Annotated in this window: 15 protein-coding genes and 1 pseudogene; 14 read left to right on the top strand and 2 right to left on the bottom strand. The window is 53.5% G+C overall.

What is annotated here, in order from left to right; translation table 11 throughout:
• The first annotated feature begins 110 nt into the window (after nucleotides 1-110).
• From U9M73_RS16030 to U9M73_RS16020, 3 genes are read left to right on the top strand one after another with little or no spacing between them, the layout of a single operon-like run.
• Entirely contained in the window at nucleotides 111-1,778 is a 1,668-nt protein-coding gene (locus tag U9M73_RS16030) for a spore germination protein (protein WP_009223681.1), read from the top strand.
• Nucleotides 1,768-2,979, top strand: a complete 1,212-nt coding sequence (locus tag U9M73_RS16025; protein WP_323078030.1) for a Ger(x)C family spore germination protein — start codon at nucleotides 1,768-1,770, stop codon at nucleotides 2,977-2,979. The genes U9M73_RS16030 and U9M73_RS16025 overlap by 11 nt, the downstream gene beginning before the upstream one ends.
• A 14-nt stretch (nucleotides 2,980-2,993) precedes the next feature.
• Nucleotides 2,994-4,097, top strand: a complete 1,104-nt coding sequence (locus U9M73_RS16020; protein WP_260070956.1) for a GerAB/ArcD/ProY family transporter — start codon at nucleotides 2,994-2,996, stop codon at nucleotides 4,095-4,097.
• Here the strand turns inward: U9M73_RS16020 and U9M73_RS16015 are convergent.
• The gene (locus U9M73_RS16015) at nucleotides 4,014-4,412 is read right to left on the bottom strand and encodes a YczF family membrane protein (RefSeq protein WP_009223684.1); all 399 of its coding nucleotides are present in this window, start codon (nucleotides 4,410-4,412) and stop codon (nucleotides 4,014-4,016) included. The genes U9M73_RS16020 and U9M73_RS16015 overlap by 84 nt on opposite strands.
• Before the next feature lie 162 nt (nucleotides 4,413-4,574).
• Here U9M73_RS16015 and U9M73_RS16010 point away from each other — a divergent pair, with 162 nt between their 5' ends.
• Complete coding sequence (locus tag U9M73_RS16010) at nucleotides 4,575-4,964, top strand: Fur family transcriptional regulator (RefSeq protein ID WP_009223685.1); 390 nt, start codon at nucleotides 4,575-4,577, stop codon at nucleotides 4,962-4,964.
• On the top strand, nucleotides 4,946-5,761 hold the full coding sequence (locus U9M73_RS16005; RefSeq protein WP_232282228.1) for a response regulator transcription factor: 816 nt from the start codon (nucleotides 4,946-4,948) through the stop codon (nucleotides 5,759-5,761). The genes U9M73_RS16010 and U9M73_RS16005 overlap by 19 nt, the downstream gene beginning before the upstream one ends.
• A 562-nt stretch (nucleotides 5,762-6,323) precedes the next feature.
• Here U9M73_RS16005 and U9M73_RS16000 read toward each other — a convergent pair.
• Complete coding sequence (locus U9M73_RS16000) at nucleotides 6,324-7,223, bottom strand: IS1595 family transposase (RefSeq protein WP_323078028.1); 900 nt, start codon at nucleotides 7,221-7,223, stop codon at nucleotides 6,324-6,326.
• A gap of 552 nt (nucleotides 7,224-7,775) precedes the next feature.
• Between U9M73_RS16000 and U9M73_RS15995 the strand changes: the two genes are divergently transcribed.
• The 9 genes and pseudogenes from U9M73_RS15995 to U9M73_RS15955 form a co-directional block, all read left to right on the top strand.
• The gene (locus tag U9M73_RS15995; RefSeq protein WP_260071045.1) at nucleotides 7,776-9,029 is read left to right on the top strand and encodes a methyl-accepting chemotaxis protein; all 1,254 of its coding nucleotides are present in this window, start codon (nucleotides 7,776-7,778) and stop codon (nucleotides 9,027-9,029) included.
• 123 nt (nucleotides 9,030-9,152) lie between these two features.
• Nucleotides 9,153-10,676 (top strand): spore germination protein, encoded by a 1,524-nt coding sequence (locus U9M73_RS15990; protein ID WP_260071044.1) that lies wholly within the window; start codon nucleotides 9,153-9,155, stop codon nucleotides 10,674-10,676.
• 6 nt (nucleotides 10,677-10,682) lie between these two features.
• Complete coding sequence (locus U9M73_RS15985; protein WP_260071043.1) at nucleotides 10,683-11,888, top strand: Ger(x)C family spore germination protein; 1,206 nt, start codon at nucleotides 10,683-10,685, stop codon at nucleotides 11,886-11,888.
• Complete coding sequence (locus U9M73_RS15980; protein WP_009223691.1) at nucleotides 11,881-12,108, top strand: hypothetical protein; 228 nt, start codon at nucleotides 11,881-11,883, stop codon at nucleotides 12,106-12,108. The genes U9M73_RS15985 and U9M73_RS15980 overlap by 8 nt, the downstream gene beginning before the upstream one ends.
• A 33-nt stretch (nucleotides 12,109-12,141) precedes the next feature.
• Nucleotides 12,142-13,218 (top strand): GerAB/ArcD/ProY family transporter, encoded by a 1,077-nt coding sequence (locus U9M73_RS15975; RefSeq protein WP_260071042.1) that lies wholly within the window; start codon nucleotides 12,142-12,144, stop codon nucleotides 13,216-13,218.
• Between the two features lie 87 nt (nucleotides 13,219-13,305).
• On the top strand, nucleotides 13,306-14,163 hold the full coding sequence (locus tag U9M73_RS15970; protein WP_009223693.1) for a uroporphyrinogen-III synthase: 858 nt from the start codon (nucleotides 13,306-13,308) through the stop codon (nucleotides 14,161-14,163).
• A 55-nt stretch (nucleotides 14,164-14,218) separates the two neighbouring features.
• On the top strand, nucleotides 14,219-14,527 hold the full coding sequence (locus tag U9M73_RS15965) for a phasin family protein (protein WP_009223694.1): 309 nt from the start codon (nucleotides 14,219-14,221) through the stop codon (nucleotides 14,525-14,527).
• A 4-nt stretch (nucleotides 14,528-14,531) separates the two neighbouring features.
• Nucleotides 14,532-16,202 carry an ABC1 kinase family protein gene (locus U9M73_RS15960; RefSeq protein WP_323078025.1) on the top strand — a complete coding sequence of 557 codons (1,671 nt, stop codon included), beginning with the start codon at nucleotides 14,532-14,534 and terminating at the stop codon, nucleotides 16,200-16,202.
• A gap of 45 nt (nucleotides 16,203-16,247) precedes the next feature.
• Nucleotides 16,248-17,468: pseudogene (locus U9M73_RS15955) on the top strand (DEAD/DEAH box helicase); the annotation flags it as partial.
• Between the last annotated feature and the right edge of the window lie 100 nt (nucleotides 17,469-17,568).

The raw sequence follows: 17,568 nt of genomic DNA, 5'->3' as shown, positions 1-17,568 counted from the left end.
AAAAACCGCTTGAGATTCTCGGAAGGCCCTGTCGATCTCTGTCGCATGAAAAAGGAATGAAAAGCAAATAATGGAGAGAAGAGATGCAGACAGAATAGGAGTTGCTAATCATGCTGCGCCACTTATCCCGCGGCCGCTCCGGCCAGCAGAACAAAAGCAACAGACAACCTCGAATTACCGGGGATTTGCAGCAAATGCTGGACCGCATCATGGAGGAATCCGGAAACAGCCCGGATATTGTCATCCGTCATCTCAAGCTTGGCGGTCCAGTTCAGGCACCCGCGAAGGCGGCGATCGTCTATTTGAACGCCCTCAGCGACCAGCAAGCGATCAATAATTTCGTGATCAAGCCTTTAATGGAGCTGGATCCCGAGAAAGTTAACGTTTATCCCGCCGACCGACTCATCCAATACATTCTCGAGGATGCCTTGTCCTTGGGAGAGACCAAGGTAGTGAAGGAATGGAACGACATCATGCTGGCCGTTCTATCCGGTGACACCGTGCTGCTGGTGGACGGTAGTGATCAGGGAATCATTTCCGGCACGGCGGGCGGGGAATGGAGAGCGGTTAATGAGCCTTCCTCGCAGCTGGTTGTGCGCGGGCCCAAGGACAGCTTCGTGGAATCGATTGCGACCAACATCTCCTTGATCCGGCGGCGCATTAAGTCACCGGATCTATGGCTGGAGTCGTTGAAAATCGGCTCCGTGACCCACACCCACGTGGCGATGATGTATATGAAAAGCAGTGCCGACCCGAATGTAGTAGCCGAGATTCGCCGGCGGCTCCAGCAAATTCGCATCGATGGCATCCTGGAATCCGCTTATATCGAGGAGTTTATCCAGGATAAGACCATTACCGCGTTTCCGACGGTTTATAATACGGAACGCCCGGATGTCGCCGCAGGCAACTTGCTTGAAGGACGGGTGGTTATTCTCGTCGACGGTACGCCGTTTACGCTGATCCTGCCTACTGTCTTTGCCCAGTTCATGCAATCGCCGGAGGATTACGCTCAACGCTTTGACATCAGCATTCTGATGCGTGTCATCCGCTACATATGCTTTGTGATTTTGCTGCTAGGTCCGGCGGTTTATATTGCCTTGACGACCTTCCATTATGAGATGATTCCTACACTGCTGCTGGTCAGCTTAATGGCTCAGCGCGAGGGAGTGCCGTTTCCGGCTTTCGTAGAGGCCATCATCATGGAGGTCGTTTTTGAGATTTTACGTGAGGCAGGGGTACGGATGCCGCGGGCGATTGGGCAAACGGTGTCGATCGTAGGTGCGTTGATCCTGGGGCAGGCCGTCGTTGAGGCGGGGATCATCACGCCGATCATGGTTATTGTCGTAGCGCTGACGGGGATCGCGAGCTTCGCATTGCCCTCCTATAACCTATCTATTGCGGGCAGGCTGTTCCGGTTTTATTTTCTTGTGCTGGCCGGCTTTTTTGGGTTTTACGGGATCACGCTGGGGCTGATTATGCTGATCGCCCATATGAACAGCATCCGGTCGTTTGGCGTTCCGTATCTGACGCCGTTCAGCCCGTTTGTACCACAGGCTCAGAAGGATGCGATCCTGCGGCTGCCGATTTGGATGCACGGGTGGGAACCGTTAATGTCCTCAAGCCAGCAAGATATGAAGAAGATAGGGGAAATCAAACCGATGTCTCCCGACAACTCCAGCGGGTCGGCGAATTCTGGAGAGGAGGCGAGTCAGGGCGGCCCGCAGCAAGGCGGACAAGAAACGGAATCAAGGAAGCAGGAGGACCAAAATGAGAATTAGAGCGATGTGGTTACTTGTGATCCTGTGCGTCATGCTGCCCCTGTCCGGTTGCTGGGATGCGGAAGAGTTAAACCGGCGGGCGGTGGTGTCCGGGATTGGTATCGATCGCGGCCCCGGAAATAAGGATTATCTGGTGTCCTTTCAAGTGATTATCGCCGACGAGATTTCCGGAAAAATCGGCAGAGGCGGTACCCCAACGACGGTTTATACCGCCGAAGGACGATCCATTATGGAGGCCGTTCGCAAGGCTTCTCTTCAGGTACCACGGCTGATGTCGACCGCTCATGTTCGTATCGTGGTCATCTCGGAGGAGCTGGCCCGGCAGGGAATATCGGATATCCTCGATTTTCTCGACCGGGATTCAGATATTCGCCTAACCGCAAAAATTTTTATAGCGAAAAAAGGCATCCGAGCGCTCGACGTTATTGCCGGGCTGTCCCCCATGGGGAAAATCACCGCGTATACGCTTGCTCAAAAAGCCGAAATGACCTCCCGAGAGTACGGTGCCAATTATCCCGTTGAGGTTGATGATCTGATACGCGAGGTCCTCGTGCCCAATTCGGGGCCAGTAATCAACGGCGTTGATATTGTAGGGAGTGTCCAAGAAGTACGAAAGAAAAACAATCTGGAGGAAACAGATAACCTCGGGCTTCTGGTCATGTCCAATTTGGCGGTGTTTAAAGGAGATCAGTTGAAGGGATGGCTTAATGAGAATGAAAGCCGGGGATTAATCTGGCTTAGAGATAAGCTGCACAACACTTCGATTGTGATCACGCCGGACGACCAGGGGACTATCACGCTGGATGTTCGCAGAAGTAAAACTTCGATTCGGGCGATTCTTAAGGATGGGGAGGACCCTATCTTCGTTGTGAAGGTGATGGCCCAGCTGTCGGTTCGGGAAATGGACAGCCCCATCGATTTCCGTGACCTGGCAACTCTGGATGCATTGGAAAAGGATGTGAATCAGGAAATATTAAAGGACATCAAGGCTGCCGTTCAAACGGCACAATCCCTGAACAGCGATGTTTTATGCTTCGGACGGACGCTCGAGCTCCAGCATCCAAAGGTCTGGAAGCAATTGAAGGGACAATGGTCCGACATCTTTCCAAAGGTCGCGGTCGAATATCATATTGATTCGATCGTCCGCAATTCCCAAATGAGAGATCGTTCCTTCCAATATAATTTGAAAAAGAAAGAATAGGAGGCGGGATACGCTTGGAAGACACGAAGCTAAGTCCTATGCAACTTTTCGCCCTGCTTGTCTTGTTTCAACTCGGGACGGCCCTGGTTGTGAATTTGGGCATGGCAGCCCGCGAGGATGCCTGGATCGCCGTATTGTGCGGCATGTTGGTCGGGTGTCTGCTCTTTCTGGGGTATGCCTTTCTGTACACCGCTTTTCCTGATAAACTGCCCACCCAATATATGCGATTGCTGCTAGGCAAATACTTGGGCGGGCTAATCGGTTTTGCCTATATACTGTTTTATATGAACAAAGCTAGCCGCGATTTGATGGACGGCGGGTTATTGGTTTTCGCCTCCACGTTGAAAGAGACTCCGCTGTTCATTATCAATACGGTGATGATGCTAACGATCATTTATGTACTGCACAAGGGCATTGAGGTGCTGGCCCGCACGGCGTTTATCTTGCTTTGGGTTGTGTTTGTGATCGGGATCATCATTTTGTTTCTGCTGCTGTTCTCGGGAATTATAGATTTCACCCGGATTCTTCCGGTGCTAAGCGATGGGTTTGGGCCGGTGCTGGAGTCCGTTTATCGCCAAAATTACCAGTTCCCGTTTGGTGAGATTATTTGTTTCACCATGGTTTTGCCGTATTTGAACAATGTAAAAGCAGGGGTCCGGGCAGGATTGATGTCCGTGCTGCTATCGGGGATGATTTTGTCGGGGACGGTGGTGATTACGATCTCCATACTTGGCGTGGACATTGCTGAGCGATCGATATTCCCGCTTCTAACGATGGTTGGTAAAGCCTCCATTGCCGACTTTATTCAACGTCTGGATATTTTAGTGGTGATGGTGTTGATCATTGGCGACTTCTTCAAAATCGCTGTCTATTTCTATGCGGCCGTTATCGGAGCTTCCGACTTGTTCAAGATTCCCTATCGGAAGGTCCTCTATCCGCTGGCCCTGATTGTGTTGTTCACTTCGATAACGATCGCTCGAACGTATAGTGAGCACGTCAAGAAAGGCGGCGATGTCCTCTATATCATGGATCCATTATTTTATGTTATTGTGCCCGCCGCTCTGATTGTAGCCGCCTTGATTTACCGATTCCGGTTCCGGCGGCATTCCGGAACGTAAATCCTCCGATGGGTTAGAAGAGTCTTTGTTCGCCGAGGTGGACGAAGACTCTTCGTTTTGCTGCGAGCTAGTCGCATGGCCTGAGGTTTGTCCGCCTCCATTCCGTTTGCGGCTTACGAAATGATAGATGTCCGGGATGATCAGGAACAGGAACAGCATATAGGCACAAATCCGTTCGGCAGGATCGGTTAGCGAGTAGCTCCAGTTGATTAAGAAGTTATTCCATGGAAGTCCAATCAGTATGTCCGTCCAAATGATATAGCCCATTGAAAAAGCCGCTATGAGGAGAGTAGTCAGGTATTTTCGAATCAACATAAGGTGCAGCTCCTCTCGGTAAAATGGTTAATGTAGTCTAGCTTTCATCCTATAGTATTAGGAAAAGCGCGTTGGAACATACAGGACATGGGGAAAGGAATTGACGTTTCATAAAATAAGACTTATACTAAATCTAAAAACAACTACAGGGATTGATGATAAATGAAAGCCTTAAATTTAACGACCCAACGCCAAGCGGTATATGATGTCGTTCGCAACGCCAAGGACCATCCGACGGCCGCGGAAGTCATGAACCGTCTGGTTGAGCAAGGATATAATTTTGCATATGGTACGGTTTACAACTCACTGCGGTATTTAACCGAGAAGGAATTGATTCGCGAATTGAAGCTGGGCGAAGCAGCCAGCCGGTATGATGCGAAGCTGGACGATCATCAGCATATCTTGTGCGAGGTTTGCGGCCGCGTGGATGAAGTGATGTCTCATGTGCCGGAGGAATGGAACCGTACGGTGGCTGAGGAAACGGGATATGATGTTCATCATGCACATGTCGTATTTGGGGGGGTGTGTCCGAATTGTCAGCAGAAGAAGTGATGCAAAACGGAATTTCGGGTAATACGGTCCCCTTCCGCCGCCCTTCCGGCGTTGAAGTTGCCGAGCCAGAGGGCTTGGAACTAGGCAGAGTGGCGTGCCCGGTTACACAGCGTGTCATTTTGATTAGTCCATTTCCGAGCGAGGTTCATGAACTGGTGCGCGAGTTGTCGGAGAGCTGCTTTGATGTCCTTGTATTCCATCATTTGGAGCAAGGCATTCGTAACGCTTTGGCGGCCGACCTGCTGATCTTTGATCTGACCTCCTATCAAGAGAACATAGACACAGCAGTGATCCGTTCGCTGGTGGGACAGGAAACCGGCGGCACCCCCTCGCTGTTGCTCGTTAGAGAGTCGATGCTCGGATACCTTGACCCGGCCTTAAGGAACCAAGAGCTTCTGGTTTGGCCAGCCCGCCCGGTCGAAATCGTGTACCATGCCCAGCGGATTATTCGCAATAGCGGCCCGCGGCCGTTGTCGTCGCGGCTGCTTACCGGCACGTCCCCGGCGATCTTCAAGGATTTGTGGATCGATCGCAAGAAAATGACAGTGTACCGGGGCGGCATCAAAATTGAGCTGACCAAGACGGAGTTCGAACTGCTGATCAAGCTGCTGGAACATGAAGGTACAGTGCTGTCCCGAGAAGAGCTGCTGTCGGAGGTATGGGGAACAACATTTCTTGGCGGCAGCAACGTCGTCGACGTGCATATCAAGAGTCTGCGCAAGAAGCTCGGCGACAATGCCTCGCGTCCGACCTACATTACCACCGTCCGCGGCGTGGGTTATCGGCTGGCGGATTAAAGCACACTCAATTCAGAAGAAAACCGTTTGTCGTCGGACAGACGGTTTTTCTAGTCCCCGTTTCTCTTGGTTAATAGGGAGATAGGGGGAGCTAGTCTCTCCGCCGCCTTCTTTTGACGATTATCCCGTTGCATCAGGCAGTGGAGAAAGATAAAGTTGCAACATGCGCAGGAGCAGTAAGATGCTGCAAGAAAGTGGTAGTAAGATGCTGTAAGAAAGTAGAAGTAAGATATTGCAAGAAAGTAGCAGTAAGATTTTACAAGAAAATCGATAGTTGCTGATAGTTTCGACAGGAGGAAGCTAGTCTCTTTGCCACCCTCTTTTGATGATTATCCCGTTGAGTCAGCTGGTGGAGTGAAGAAAGAGAAGGAAGTAGACATGTCAGTACTTCTATTAGTGCCATTAGTAACTCACTAGTATCTCATAAGTATCTCATAAGTATCTCATTAGCACCCTTAGCACCACATTAGCTACAGTACACATTAGCACCTCGCTAGCACCTCACTAGTATCTCATTAGTACCTCATTATTATCTCACTAGTATCTCGATAGCACTTTAATTTTAAGCCGCTGCTGCATAGAATGGCTTCTGATGGCGTGTGATTAATTGGCGGTAAGGGATCGCTGGAATGGATACGCACATCTGTAGCATATTATGACGCATTTCTTCCTCGGAAGGGGACATGCGCAGATGGCGGCGGACGGTGTATTCATTCAAATACGCCTGCAAATGTGTTAGCCCCAAGGCAATATACGTGCGCTTAAGCGAGTTCCACGCCGCTCTTACTTCTTTCCGCAAAGGCAAATACAGCCGATAAGCCAAATGGAACGACTGAACGGTGGAGGTATGGACATCGATATGATCATGGATGAACGCGGCGAGATCATGCCGGTCGGCACGTTGTCCTCTTTTATGCGATATCAGCTGGATCTTCACCCGCTCCGGCTCGCCATATTCCGTGACCGTGCAGCCGGCTACAACCGCGGTGGCATATGGCTGAGCAGCCGGATGATAACGCGACGAATCATACGCATACTGATCGCAGTTTACTTTCACGTCTCCAGAGAGCAGTTCCCGGGCATCGCATTCGCCGAGGGTATGACGGATTTTGTGCAGCATGAGCCAAGCGGTCTTGTAGGTAACTTCAATGACCTGACTCAACCGCAGCGCCGAGATGCCGTCGGGAAGCAGGAACAATTCGAGGGCTCGAAACCACTTCACAAGGGGCAGATGGGTTCTTTCAAAAATCGTGCCGACCAAAGGCGATGCCTGATAGCCGCATCGTCCGCACTCAAACAAAGGAAGGCGTCGGGAGGACAGGCGTGTGCACTTGCTATAAGCGCAGCGCGGGCAAATAAATCCGTTTGGCCACTTCATAGCGATGATTGCCTCAATGCAGTCCGCCTCACTTTGAAAACGGCTGCTAATAGGTTGAAGATCCGTATTCATCCCTAATTCCATGTCCGATTCCTCCAATTCAAATCCTCTAACTCAATAAATGAGAACATATGTTCTTTTTTCTTCATTATACCAAACACATGTTCTTTTTGCAAGCAAAAAATTCCAGATGGGCCATCTTATTTTCGTAAAAATAGGAATGATCAGCTACCGGGTAACCTCGTCTCATCCCGATCATAGAGTCCTCTATTCTGAACAAAAGGGATAATGGTACAAAGAGGTAGCAAGAAGATCCTCTTCCTAGCTCCACCAATTCTGAGCAAAAGGGATAATCATGCAAAGAGGTGCAGCGAGAGGACCCCTTTCTCGATCCCCATTCTGATTGAAAGGGATAATGGTGCAAAGGGGAGGCTAGAAGAGCCCCTTCCTAAACCTCCCTATTTCTGAACGAAAGGGATAATCATCAAAAGAGGCGCGCGAAAGACCATACGGGGCAGGAGAGTACCACCAACCAGGGGGGATTGATCTTTTTTTGCATCTATATTCAAGACTTGGAGCAACGAGTATAATCTAGTATAAAAGCTTATTCATTATGTAAGAGAAGGAAGGTCGTCAATGCAAAAACGCGTTAGGTTAGCTCTATTATTGATCCCCATTCTTTTGGCGGTGGTTCCCTGTATTCTAGCGTTGGTCGTAAACGGCGGGGTTGAACCAACCTGGTACCTGATTACGGGCATATCTGTTGTGCTGGCGGTCTTGGCAGCTATCGTATTGATTCGAATGATTGCCGTCCCGCTGGAACGTTTGACGGAAACGGCCAAGCATATTAGTGAAGGGGATTTGACCCGGCGCTTGGACTATTTGAACCGGACAGATGAGATCGGCGCCATGGCAAACCAATATCAACGGATGGTAGACCATCTTCGGGGGATCATCACCAGCATTCGGGATACGACGAACCAGGTCGTTACCACGTCCGAACGGCTGTCAGCGGGTGCGAAGCAAACGGTGGACACGATCGGGCAAGTCAATGGTGCCCTCCAGGAGATTGCAGCTGGTAGCGAACGGCAGTTGTCGGAACTGGAAGGCGGAGCCCAAGGCATGGGAGAGATGTCCCGTCAGGCGAGTCAAATGTCGGAGCAAATCGTTAACCTTACCGAGACGATGGAGAAGACGACTGCAGCTGCAGAGGAAGGGAACTCATCCGTGCTGAGCGTAGTTGAGAAAATGGAACGAATTCAGCAAACCGTTGATGAGCTGGGAGAAGTCATCCAGACGTTAGGCGAGCATACGGCCAATATCGGTGGTATTATCGAAGTGATTACAGGTATTGCTCAGCAGACGAACTTGCTGGCGCTAAACGCATCGATCGAAGCGGCGCGAGCCGGTGAGGAAGGCCGGGGATTCGCCGTAGTTGCTTCGGAGGTGCGTAAGCTGGCGGAAGGGTCCGAGCAATCGGCCAAGCAAATTGCGGAGCTGATCGGCAGCGTGCAGGCGGAAGTCGAACGCGCGGTCGTCTCCATGGAGGAGGCCAAGCAGGGGGTTCACGAAGGGATTCTTGCCGTTGATACCTCCGGCCGCTCGTTCTCGCGGATTCGCAAAGCGGTTCGCAGCGCTGCGGACAAGATGGAAGGCCTCGTTGCGAGTGTCAAAGAGATGGCCACCGGCACGGAAGTGGCAAAAGATACCATTCAAGGGAATCGTCAGATATCCGAGGAACTCGCCAGCAAAACCCAGACGATTTCCGCCGCTGCGGAGGAACAGCTTGCTTCCGTTGAGGAAATTGCCTCCTCTGCCGCCCAACTGGCTCAAATTGCTGAACAATTAAAAGTAAAAGTGGACAAGTTCCAGATGGATCGGAAATCCTGATTCATCCACTGCATTGCTCTCCGGTTTGCCGCCGGAGGGCTTTTTTTGTCTACATAGATTTTCCAAAATGGTACATTCTACATCATATCACCATGAATCGGCGGACCGGCAAGGAGTGTTCCCATGAAGACCAAGGAACGAAAACAAGAGAACAAAATCAGCCGAGATTTGGCGGAAAATATCAAGCAAGTGAAAAACGTATTCCAGGACTGTTCCGACGTCATCTACCGCGAGATTCAGCTCACCGAGGATATCCGCGGTTTGCTGGTATACATTGAAGGGATAGCTAAAGTTGAGGACGTTCAGCAGCATATGCTGCGTCCGTTGATCGAGGGATTGGCCAAGCACCCGCACGCAAACGGGGACATCTATCCGTTATCGTTCACGAGAATCTCGTTAAGCCAAACGCAGGCTGCTACCGACTGGCCGACGGTGATAAACGGAGTATTGACGGCAAACGTTGCTATTTTTGTTGAAGGCATGGACGAGGTGCTGCTGTTCAGCGTCAAGGGCGGTTCGCGCCGGAGCGTTCAGGAGCCGCAGACGGAAGCGGTGATCCGCGGTCCGCGTGAAGGCTTCACGGAGTCGCTAAGGATCAATACCGCCTTAATCCGGTTCAAAATCAAATCGGAAAAGCTGAAATTAATCGATATGGTGATCGGTTCGATGACAAAGACGGACGTCGCGATCGCCTATATCGAAGGTGTGGCCGAGGAATCGCTGATTGCTGATGTAAAGGACCGGCTCGAGAGCATCGATATCGATGGGATTCTGGAATCCGGATACATCGAGGAATGGATTGAGGATAATCCTTCCTCGCCGTTTCCGCAGATGCAATATTCCGAACGGCCAGACTCCGTTGCTGCGCAGCTGCTGGAGGGGAGGATCGCCATTTTTGTGGACGGCACGCCGTTTGTGCTGATTGCTCCTGTGACGTTATGGCAGCTTCTGCAGGCCAGCGAGGATTATTACGAACGCTTTTTCATCAGCAATATGATTCGCTGGATTCGCATCTTTTTCTTGTTTCTTGCCCTGTTTCTGCCCAGCTTGTATATCGCGGTCACGACCTTCCATCAGGATATGCTGCCTTCGACTTTAATCTTAAGCATCGCTGCTTCCCGGGAAGCGATTCCTTTCCCCGCGTTGGTGGAGGCCTTTATTATGGAAATCTCCTTTGAAGCGCTGCGGGAGGCCGGCATCCGTCTGCCCAAAACGGTTGGGCAAGCGGTCAGCATCCTGGGGGCGCTGGTGATTGGGCAAGCTGCAGTCCAGGCCGGCATCGTGTCCGCACCGATGGTTATCGTCGTCTCGCTGACCGGGATCGCTTCCTTCACGATTCCCCGTTTTAGTCTTGCGGTGACGGTTCGGATGCTGCGTTTTCCGATCATGCTGCTGGCCAGCGCCTTCGGATTATTTGGCATCGTGATCGGTGCGATTTGGATCGTCGTCCATCTAACGCAGTTAAAGTCGTTTGGCGTGCCTTACATGAAGGGGGTAGCCCCGTATGAGGCAAGAGATATGAAGGATATTTTCAGCAGGGTGCCGATCTGGAAGATGAAGGAGCGGCCTTCGGACGCAACCCGAGGGAACGTTCGTCGAATCGGAAAATCCCGTCCATTGGGGAGTGATTCCAATGAAGGATGGTGAACGTTCGTGAAAGCAAGCTTTGCCCGGGTTCGGGCGATTAGCGTGTTCGTCCTGCTTCCCTGCCTGCTGACGGGCTGCTGGGATCGCGTCGAAGTGAACGATGTTGCCTTTGTTCTGGCGACTTCAACGGATTTGGATGAAGGCCAAATTCGTTCGACCGCGCAAATCGCCTTGCCCAGTTCGCTCGGGGGTGCTGGCACCCAAGGGGGCGGGGGCGGAACGACCGGCAGCAAAACCTACCTGATGGTTTCCCAAACGGCGCCAACGCCATTCCAGGCGAATGAAAAGTTGCAAGACAGTTTATCGCGGGTGATCAACTTCTCTCACCGGAGGGTGACGATTATTGGAGAGGAGTTCGCCAAATCGGGAATTGCCGGGTCTATCGACGTCTTGGCTCGGTTTCCGCAAAATCGGCTAACGACCTACGTTGTGCTTAGCCGCGGGCCAGGATATAAATTGCTGGACGTTGAGGCCCCGATCGAGCAATCCCCTTCGGAAATGATCCGCGAGCTGGCCAAGTCGGCCATGCAGGACCCGATCTCTATCCAAAGCATGGCCAATGCGCTGCTAACCGAAGGAAGAGATTTCGCAATTCCGGTCATGGTGACGACGCCCAGTGTTCCCGAGAAGGTCGGGAATGGCCAAAGCCTGGTCAGGCTGGATGGATTAGGCGTATTTCACGACGACAGGCTGTCGGGTTATTTAACTGATAAGCAAGCGCCTATGGCGCTGATCGCGATGGGGCAGGCGCTGAATCCCAAATTCACGGTCGTGATGGGTGAACATCATCCGCAAGAATCGGCGACGATCGTATTAAATCAAATCCACAGGAAAATCCATCCTCATCTGGAGGATGGGAGCATCTCGTTTGACTTGGAGATCGAGGCGACCGGGTTGATCTTGGAAAATGTGACCCGGCAAAGTTTCGAACACACGATGATGTTATCGCTGGAGAAGCATGCCAATACGTTTCTGGATCAGGAGATCCAGTCGGTCATTAAAGAAACGTTTCAAAAGCATCGATCGGATATTTATGGATTTAGCACCGCCCTGAACAGCAAGTACCCTGCCGAATGGAACAAAATGAAACACCGCTGGCATGACCTGCTGCCGGAAGTCGAGGTCCGTGTCCGGACAAAGGTTCATCTGGAGAATAGCGGCGAATTAATCGACTCGCTGGGAATAAAGGAGGAGCTTCTCAAGAATGACTAGTTCCTACATTGGATTGTTGTTGTTGATTGCTTTCAACTGCTGGCGGGACCGGGAGGCACTCCGGGAAGGAGGGGCGCTGAGCCGCTGGGCGTTTTATTCGGTGATGGCCGCTTCCTTCGGGATCCTGATCTATGTGACATGGTCCTCCCAAGTCTTCTATCCCACAGAGTGGCTGGGACGGGTGTTACAGCCGCTGGTACCGTTTGATCATCATCATTGATAACCCTACCGAACATGGAGGAGTGTGCCTGTCATGAAAATTACCAAACGGCAAATCACTCTGCTTGGGGTCCTGTACATCGGATCGATATCGTATCTGCATACGTACACTTTAGCGACTCAAGCGGCTCACCAGCACGCCGTCATCAGCTATATAATGAGCGGGCTGATTTGCCTTGTGTCGTTGTGGTTGGTCTCCACGACGCTGAAGCGATTCTCTGATCGCAATTTGTTGCAGGCGATGGCCGGCAGGTTTCCTGTTTTCGGCAGGGCCCTGCTGGTCATCTACCTCTTGTTTCTGCTGTTTATATGTGCAAGAGACATCCGAATTATCTCGGATTTCACCAATACCGTGCTGCTCAATCGGACGCCGGTCCCGATTCTCGGATTGATGGTGACCGCAACGGCGGTTTACATCTGTCAGGGAGGCATTCGGGCCTTTTTGGGACTCAGCGAAATTTACATACCGATTTTTATCGCCTCCATGTTTATTGGTGTTTTGGTATTGATGCGTGATCTAAACTTCACATACTTAGTACCTTATTTCTCACCGGATTGGTCTGGGATTATGGAGGGAACCTGGTATGTCTTCCCCTATCAGGCTGAAATTCTGGTGCTTCCGCTCGTGATTTCCGGTAAATACTACAAGGCAATTGCAGGCTACGTCAGCTTGGTCATAGGCACCGTCTTGATGGTGGTACTGTTGCTGATAACGCAGATGGTTTTGGGGATCCCTTTGGTCGAAAGATTGATTCACCCCAGTTACGAGATGATCCGTCAAATTCAGATCACCGATTTTATCGACCGCTTCGATTTGCTGCTTTTGGGTTTCTGGTATCCGACGGCCTTGAGTAAGATCGCATTCGATCTCTATGTGCTGTGTTACACCTTGCAAATCGTCGTCCCCAAGCTGTCCGGCCGGCTGATGACAGCTCCCGCCGGCGCGCTGGCCTTTGCCTGCTCCGTCTGGTTCTTTAAAAATGCGCTGCAGCTCTTTCACTTTAACTTCGTGCTTCCGTTGATCGGCTTCATCTTTTACCTTGTCTTTCCGATCCTGTTCTTTGCGGTGCTGCGACCACGCCGAAATAAACCGGAACCGAAGGCAGGCTAACGGCCGATCGCCGAAATGGCAATTTACTTCGCTTTCTCCGTCGTATAAGCTGAAGGTAGTTAATAGGATAAACCTGGGAGGTATACGATGGCACGGAGACTGGAAGGGAAAAGAGTTGCGTTGACCGGGCCCCGTCGGGCAGAGGAACTAGGCAAGCTGGTTGAGAACATGGGAGGTATCCCGCTGTACCGTCCGGCACAGGGAACCGTGTTGCTCGACGATCAGGCGTTGCGAAGCGGTATTGTCGATTGGGTGGAGCATCCGCCGGATTGGTCGATTTTTACGACGGGGATGGGGTTGGATGCGCTGTTCGATATGGCCCAGGATATGGGCGTCGCCGATCAATTGTTGGAGCGCCTTCGAGAGGAGAACATTGCCGCTCGGGGCTACAAGACGGTTAACGCTCTGAAAAAACGGGGGCTAACCCCGATCGTCCGCGACGATGACGGCAGTACGGAAGGCCTCATTCGCGGGTTAGCGCAACATGAATTGCGCGGAGCGAGCGTGTTGTTGCAGCTGCACGGTGATCCGGCGCCCCGCCTGGTCGCTTGGTTAGAGGAGCAAGGGGCGAGCTGCCGCCAGTTGCTGCCCTACAAGCATATTGCGCCTCCCGAAGCGGAGTTAGAGAAGTTGTTGAGCGATATTTTGGCCGGGGAAATTGATGCTGTGACGTTTACAAGCGGACCGCAGGTGCGCTTTCTGATGGAGCACGCGGAGCGTCAGGGGCAACTTGACGCTTTGCTGGAGGTGCTGAAAGGCCCGGTATTAGCGGTGGCTGTGGGCAAAGTGACGGCAGCCGGTCTATACGAAGCCGGGGTGCCCCGGGTGCTGGCTCCCAAGGAAGAACGGATGGGCAGCATGATGGTTGAGTTGGCCCGTTATTATGCGGGTGAAGCCGAACCGCTCTTTGCAGCCCCAAGCGGCGGAGATGAACAACGAGCCTAAATTGGGTAATGATAGGTATAGGTACTACAAACCTCAAATGAAAGGATGATGGGCAATGAGCGATTTACTGAAAAAAGCGATTTCGCTGGGTTGGGGTTTGACGATCATGAGCAAGGAGAAGATCGAAAGCATCGTCGATGATTTGGTAAAACGCGGAGAGCTGGCCCCTTCCGAATCAAAACAGCTGGTGGAGAAGCTGATTGAACGCGGCAGCGAAGAGCAAAGCAAGTTCAAAGAGCTGGTGAATGAGCAGGTTCGGTCCGCGTTGCAGAACATGGGCTTGGCCACGGCAAAAGAGGTAGAGGAGTTGACACGGCGGGTAGCGGAGCTGGAAATTCAGCTCGCCGAGCTGCAGCAGCCTTAAAGCAATGAGCAGCTTCGTTCGACATACCGGCCGTTATCGTGAAATCGCCATGGCGCTTGGGCGCCATGGCTTTGGCTATTTGGCCGAGGAGATCGGCTTGGCCCGGCTGATCCGGTTGCCTTCGCGGCCGCAGCACACCGGCGAGCGCGGTTCGCGGACCTTGGCCGAGCGAATTCGGCTCGTGCTGGAGGAGCTGGGCCCAACTTTCGTGAAGGTCGGCCAATTGGCCAGCACGCGCTCGGATTTGCTGCCGGAGGCGATCATCCAAGAGCTCGTCAAGCTGCAGGACCAGGTGCCGCCGTTTCCGGCGGAGGAGGCTCGCGCCATTTTGGAAGCGGAGCTGGAACAGCCGCTGGCGGGGCTGTTCCAGAGCTTCGACGAGACGCCGCTCGCGGCAGCTTCGATTGGCCAGGTGCATCGGGCCCGCCTCATAACAGGAGAGCCGGTCGCAATCAAAATCCAGCGGCCCGGCATCGCCCCGGTGATCGAGATGGATCTCGACATCCTGCAGCATCTGACGACGCTGGCGAACAAACGCTGGTCCTGGGTATCCCGGTATCAAATTCCCCAAATGGTCGAAGAGTTCGCCCGCTCGATCCGCGCGGAGCTGGATTACGGCTTCGAGGGCCGGAACATGGAGCGGATTCGCCGGCAATTCAAGGCGGATGAAGGAATATATATCCCGGCGGTCCATTGGCCACTCACGACCTCCCGCGTGTTAACGATGGAATTCGTGGAGGGGCAGCATCTCAACCGTCTGCTGGGGATTGATGCGCTGGGGTACGACCGTAAGGATCTGGCGGAGCGGCTGGTGAATGCGCTGCTTAGGCAAATCTTTGAGGGGGGCTTTTTCCATGCGGACCCCCATCCCGGCAACCTGCTGGTGACCAGCAAAGGGGAGCTCGCCTTCATCGACTTCGGTATGGTGGGGCGGCTTAGCGAGGAGATGAAGGATCATCTGTCCTCGCTGGTGATCGCCTTGATGCGGCGCAGCACGGAGGGGATGGTGCGGGCGATTCTGCGCATGGGCCTTGTCGGAGACGATGCCGATACGGCCGGACTGCGCATGGACCTGGATCGGCTTCGTGAGCGCTACTATGATATCCCGTTCGCAGAGATCCAGATCGGTCAGGCGTTACAGGATCTGTTTGCAACGGCCCAGAAGCATCACGTCGTGCTGCCCGCTGACCTCTTGCTGCTGGGCAAAGCGCTGCTCACCGTCGAAGGGGTGGCGTTGGCGCTCGACCCGGACCTTCGCATTCTGGATTTAGCGGAGCCTTTCGGGCGCAAGCTGATGCGTGAGAAATATGCCGCGCGCCGGCTTGGCAAGAAGCTGTTTGACGAAGCTTACGAGCTGGCGGATTCGCTTGTGGATCTTCCGCAGCAGATCCGCAATCTGTCGAGCGCACTAGCTCGCGGCAAGCTGAAGATGGATATGAACGTACCGGAGATGGAGCAGCTGCTCCGTAAGCTGGACCAGATCAGCAATCGCTTGTCGTTTAGCATCGTATTGCTGGCCTTCAGCATCATTATGGTTGGCCTCATCATCGGCTCTTCCCTTTCGCGGATGCCGACTTTGCTTTGGAACATTCCGGCAATCGAAATCGGCTTTGTGGTCGCGACGCTGATGTTCTTGTGGCTGCTTTACTCGATCTTCCGGTCGGGAAGGTTCTAAGGATGTGTTACAATAGGGAAGCTGAAGAAGATGAGGTGAAACCTGTTGACAACTTTTGAGAGTTTAAATGTATCGCCCCTCCTGGTTCGCAAGCTGCAGGGACAAGGCATCGTGAACCCGACGCCGGTGCAGGCGGCAGCGATCCCTGTGCTGCAGTCGGGCGAGGACGCGATCGTGCAGGCGCAGACCGGCACGGGCAAGACGCTGGCGTTTCTGCTGCCTATTTTGGAGAAGATCCGCCCGGAGCGCCCTGAGGCGCAGGCGCTGATCATTACCCCGACGCGGGAGCTGGCGATTCAAATTACTGCGGAGGCCCGCAAGCTGGCGGAGGCGATGGAAGGCCTCTCCGTCCTGGCTGCCTACGGCGGTCAGGACGTGGAGCGGCAGCTGCGCAAGCTGAAAAATGGTGCACAGCTGGTCATCGGCACGCCGGGCCGGCTGCTGGATCATTTGCGGCGGGGCTCGCTGACGCTGGGCGCCGTTCGCTACTTGGTGCTCGATGAAGCGGACCAGATGCTGCATATGGGCTTTTTGGCTGAGGTGGAGGAGATTCTGTCGCTCGTTCCGCGCAGCCGCCAAACGATGTTGTTCTCGGCAACGATGCCGGGCAATGTGAAGCGCTTGGCAAAAACGTATATGGACAAGCCGCGCGACATCCAGATCGCCGAAACCTCGCGCGTGACGCTGGACAGCATCCGGCAGATCCTGGTGGAATGCACGGACCGCACCAAGCAGAGCGCGCTGATCGAGTCGATCCGCAGCCAGCGTCCCTATCTGGCCGTGATCTTCTGCCGCACGAAGCGCCGGGCCAGCACGCTGAATGAAGCGCTGCAGGCCGCGGGCTTCCAGTCGGACGAACTGCACGGCGACTTATCGCAGGCGAAGCGCGAGCAGGTGATGCGCGCGTTCCGCAGCGCGAAGCTGGAGCTGCTGGTCGCGACGGACGTCGCGGCGCGCGGGATCGACGTGGAAGGGGTCACCCACGTCTTCAACTACGACATTCCGCACGATGTGGACAGCTACATCCACCGCATCGGGCGGACGGGCCGCGCCGGGGAGAAGGGCGTGGCCGTGACGTTCGCCGCGCCGAAGGATATGGAGGCGCTGCGCCTGATCGAGCGGGGCATCGGCCGCAAGCTGGAGCGGCAGCGATATGAGAAGAGCGGCGCCGCCGGGGGCGCCTCGCGCGCGCCAGGGCCGGGCCGCCGTGGGCCGGGCCGCCGCGGGCAGAGCGGCCGCGGCGGAGGGCGAGGGCGCCGGGGGCGGTAGCCGGCGCCCTCGAATTTCCATGTAACTTCTTACGCACTCCATCCGTTAACGTTAAAAGGATAGTAGAATACACAACAGGTGCCTGAGAAACGTCAAT

It is taken from the genome of Paenibacillus phoenicis (assembly GCF_034718895.1).
In the GTDB taxonomy this organism is placed as follows: Bacteria; Bacillota; Bacilli; order Paenibacillales; family Paenibacillaceae; genus Fontibacillus; species Fontibacillus phoenicis.
This window is presented reverse-complemented; position numbering and strand designations above follow the sequence as displayed.

What these genes read in the sequence shown, in the direction of transcription:
- U9M73_RS16000 (WP_323078028.1), bottom strand. Translation starts at nt 7,223, where the DNA reads ATGGAATTAGGGATGAATACGGATCTTCAACCTATTAGCAGCCGTTTT.
- U9M73_RS15990 (WP_260071044.1), top strand. Translation starts at nt 9,153, where the DNA reads ATGAAGACCAAGGAACGAAAACAAGAGAACAAAATCAGCCGAGATTTG.
- U9M73_RS15975 (WP_260071042.1), top strand. Translation starts at nt 12,142, where the DNA reads ATGAAAATTACCAAACGGCAAATCACTCTGCTTGGGGTCCTGTACATC.
- U9M73_RS16025 (WP_323078030.1), top strand. Translation starts at nt 1,768, where the DNA reads ATGAGAATTAGAGCGATGTGGTTACTTGTGATCCTGTGCGTCATGCTG.
- U9M73_RS15995 (WP_260071045.1), top strand. Translation starts at nt 7,776, where the DNA reads ATGCAAAAACGCGTTAGGTTAGCTCTATTATTGATCCCCATTCTTTTG.
- U9M73_RS16030 (WP_009223681.1), top strand. Translation starts at nt 111, where the DNA reads ATGCTGCGCCACTTATCCCGCGGCCGCTCCGGCCAGCAGAACAAAAGC.
- U9M73_RS15965 (WP_009223694.1), top strand. Translation starts at nt 14,219, where the DNA reads ATGAGCGATTTACTGAAAAAAGCGATTTCGCTGGGTTGGGGTTTGACG.
- U9M73_RS15970 (WP_009223693.1), top strand. Translation starts at nt 13,306, where the DNA reads ATGGCACGGAGACTGGAAGGGAAAAGAGTTGCGTTGACCGGGCCCCGT.
- U9M73_RS15960 (WP_323078025.1), top strand. Translation starts at nt 14,532, where the DNA reads ATGAGCAGCTTCGTTCGACATACCGGCCGTTATCGTGAAATCGCCATG.
- U9M73_RS15980 (WP_009223691.1), top strand. Translation starts at nt 11,881, where the DNA reads ATGACTAGTTCCTACATTGGATTGTTGTTGTTGATTGCTTTCAACTGC.
- U9M73_RS16015 (WP_009223684.1), bottom strand. Translation starts at nt 4,412, where the DNA reads ATGTTGATTCGAAAATACCTGACTACTCTCCTCATAGCGGCTTTTTCA.
- U9M73_RS16010 (WP_009223685.1), top strand. Translation starts at nt 4,575, where the DNA reads ATGAAAGCCTTAAATTTAACGACCCAACGCCAAGCGGTATATGATGTC.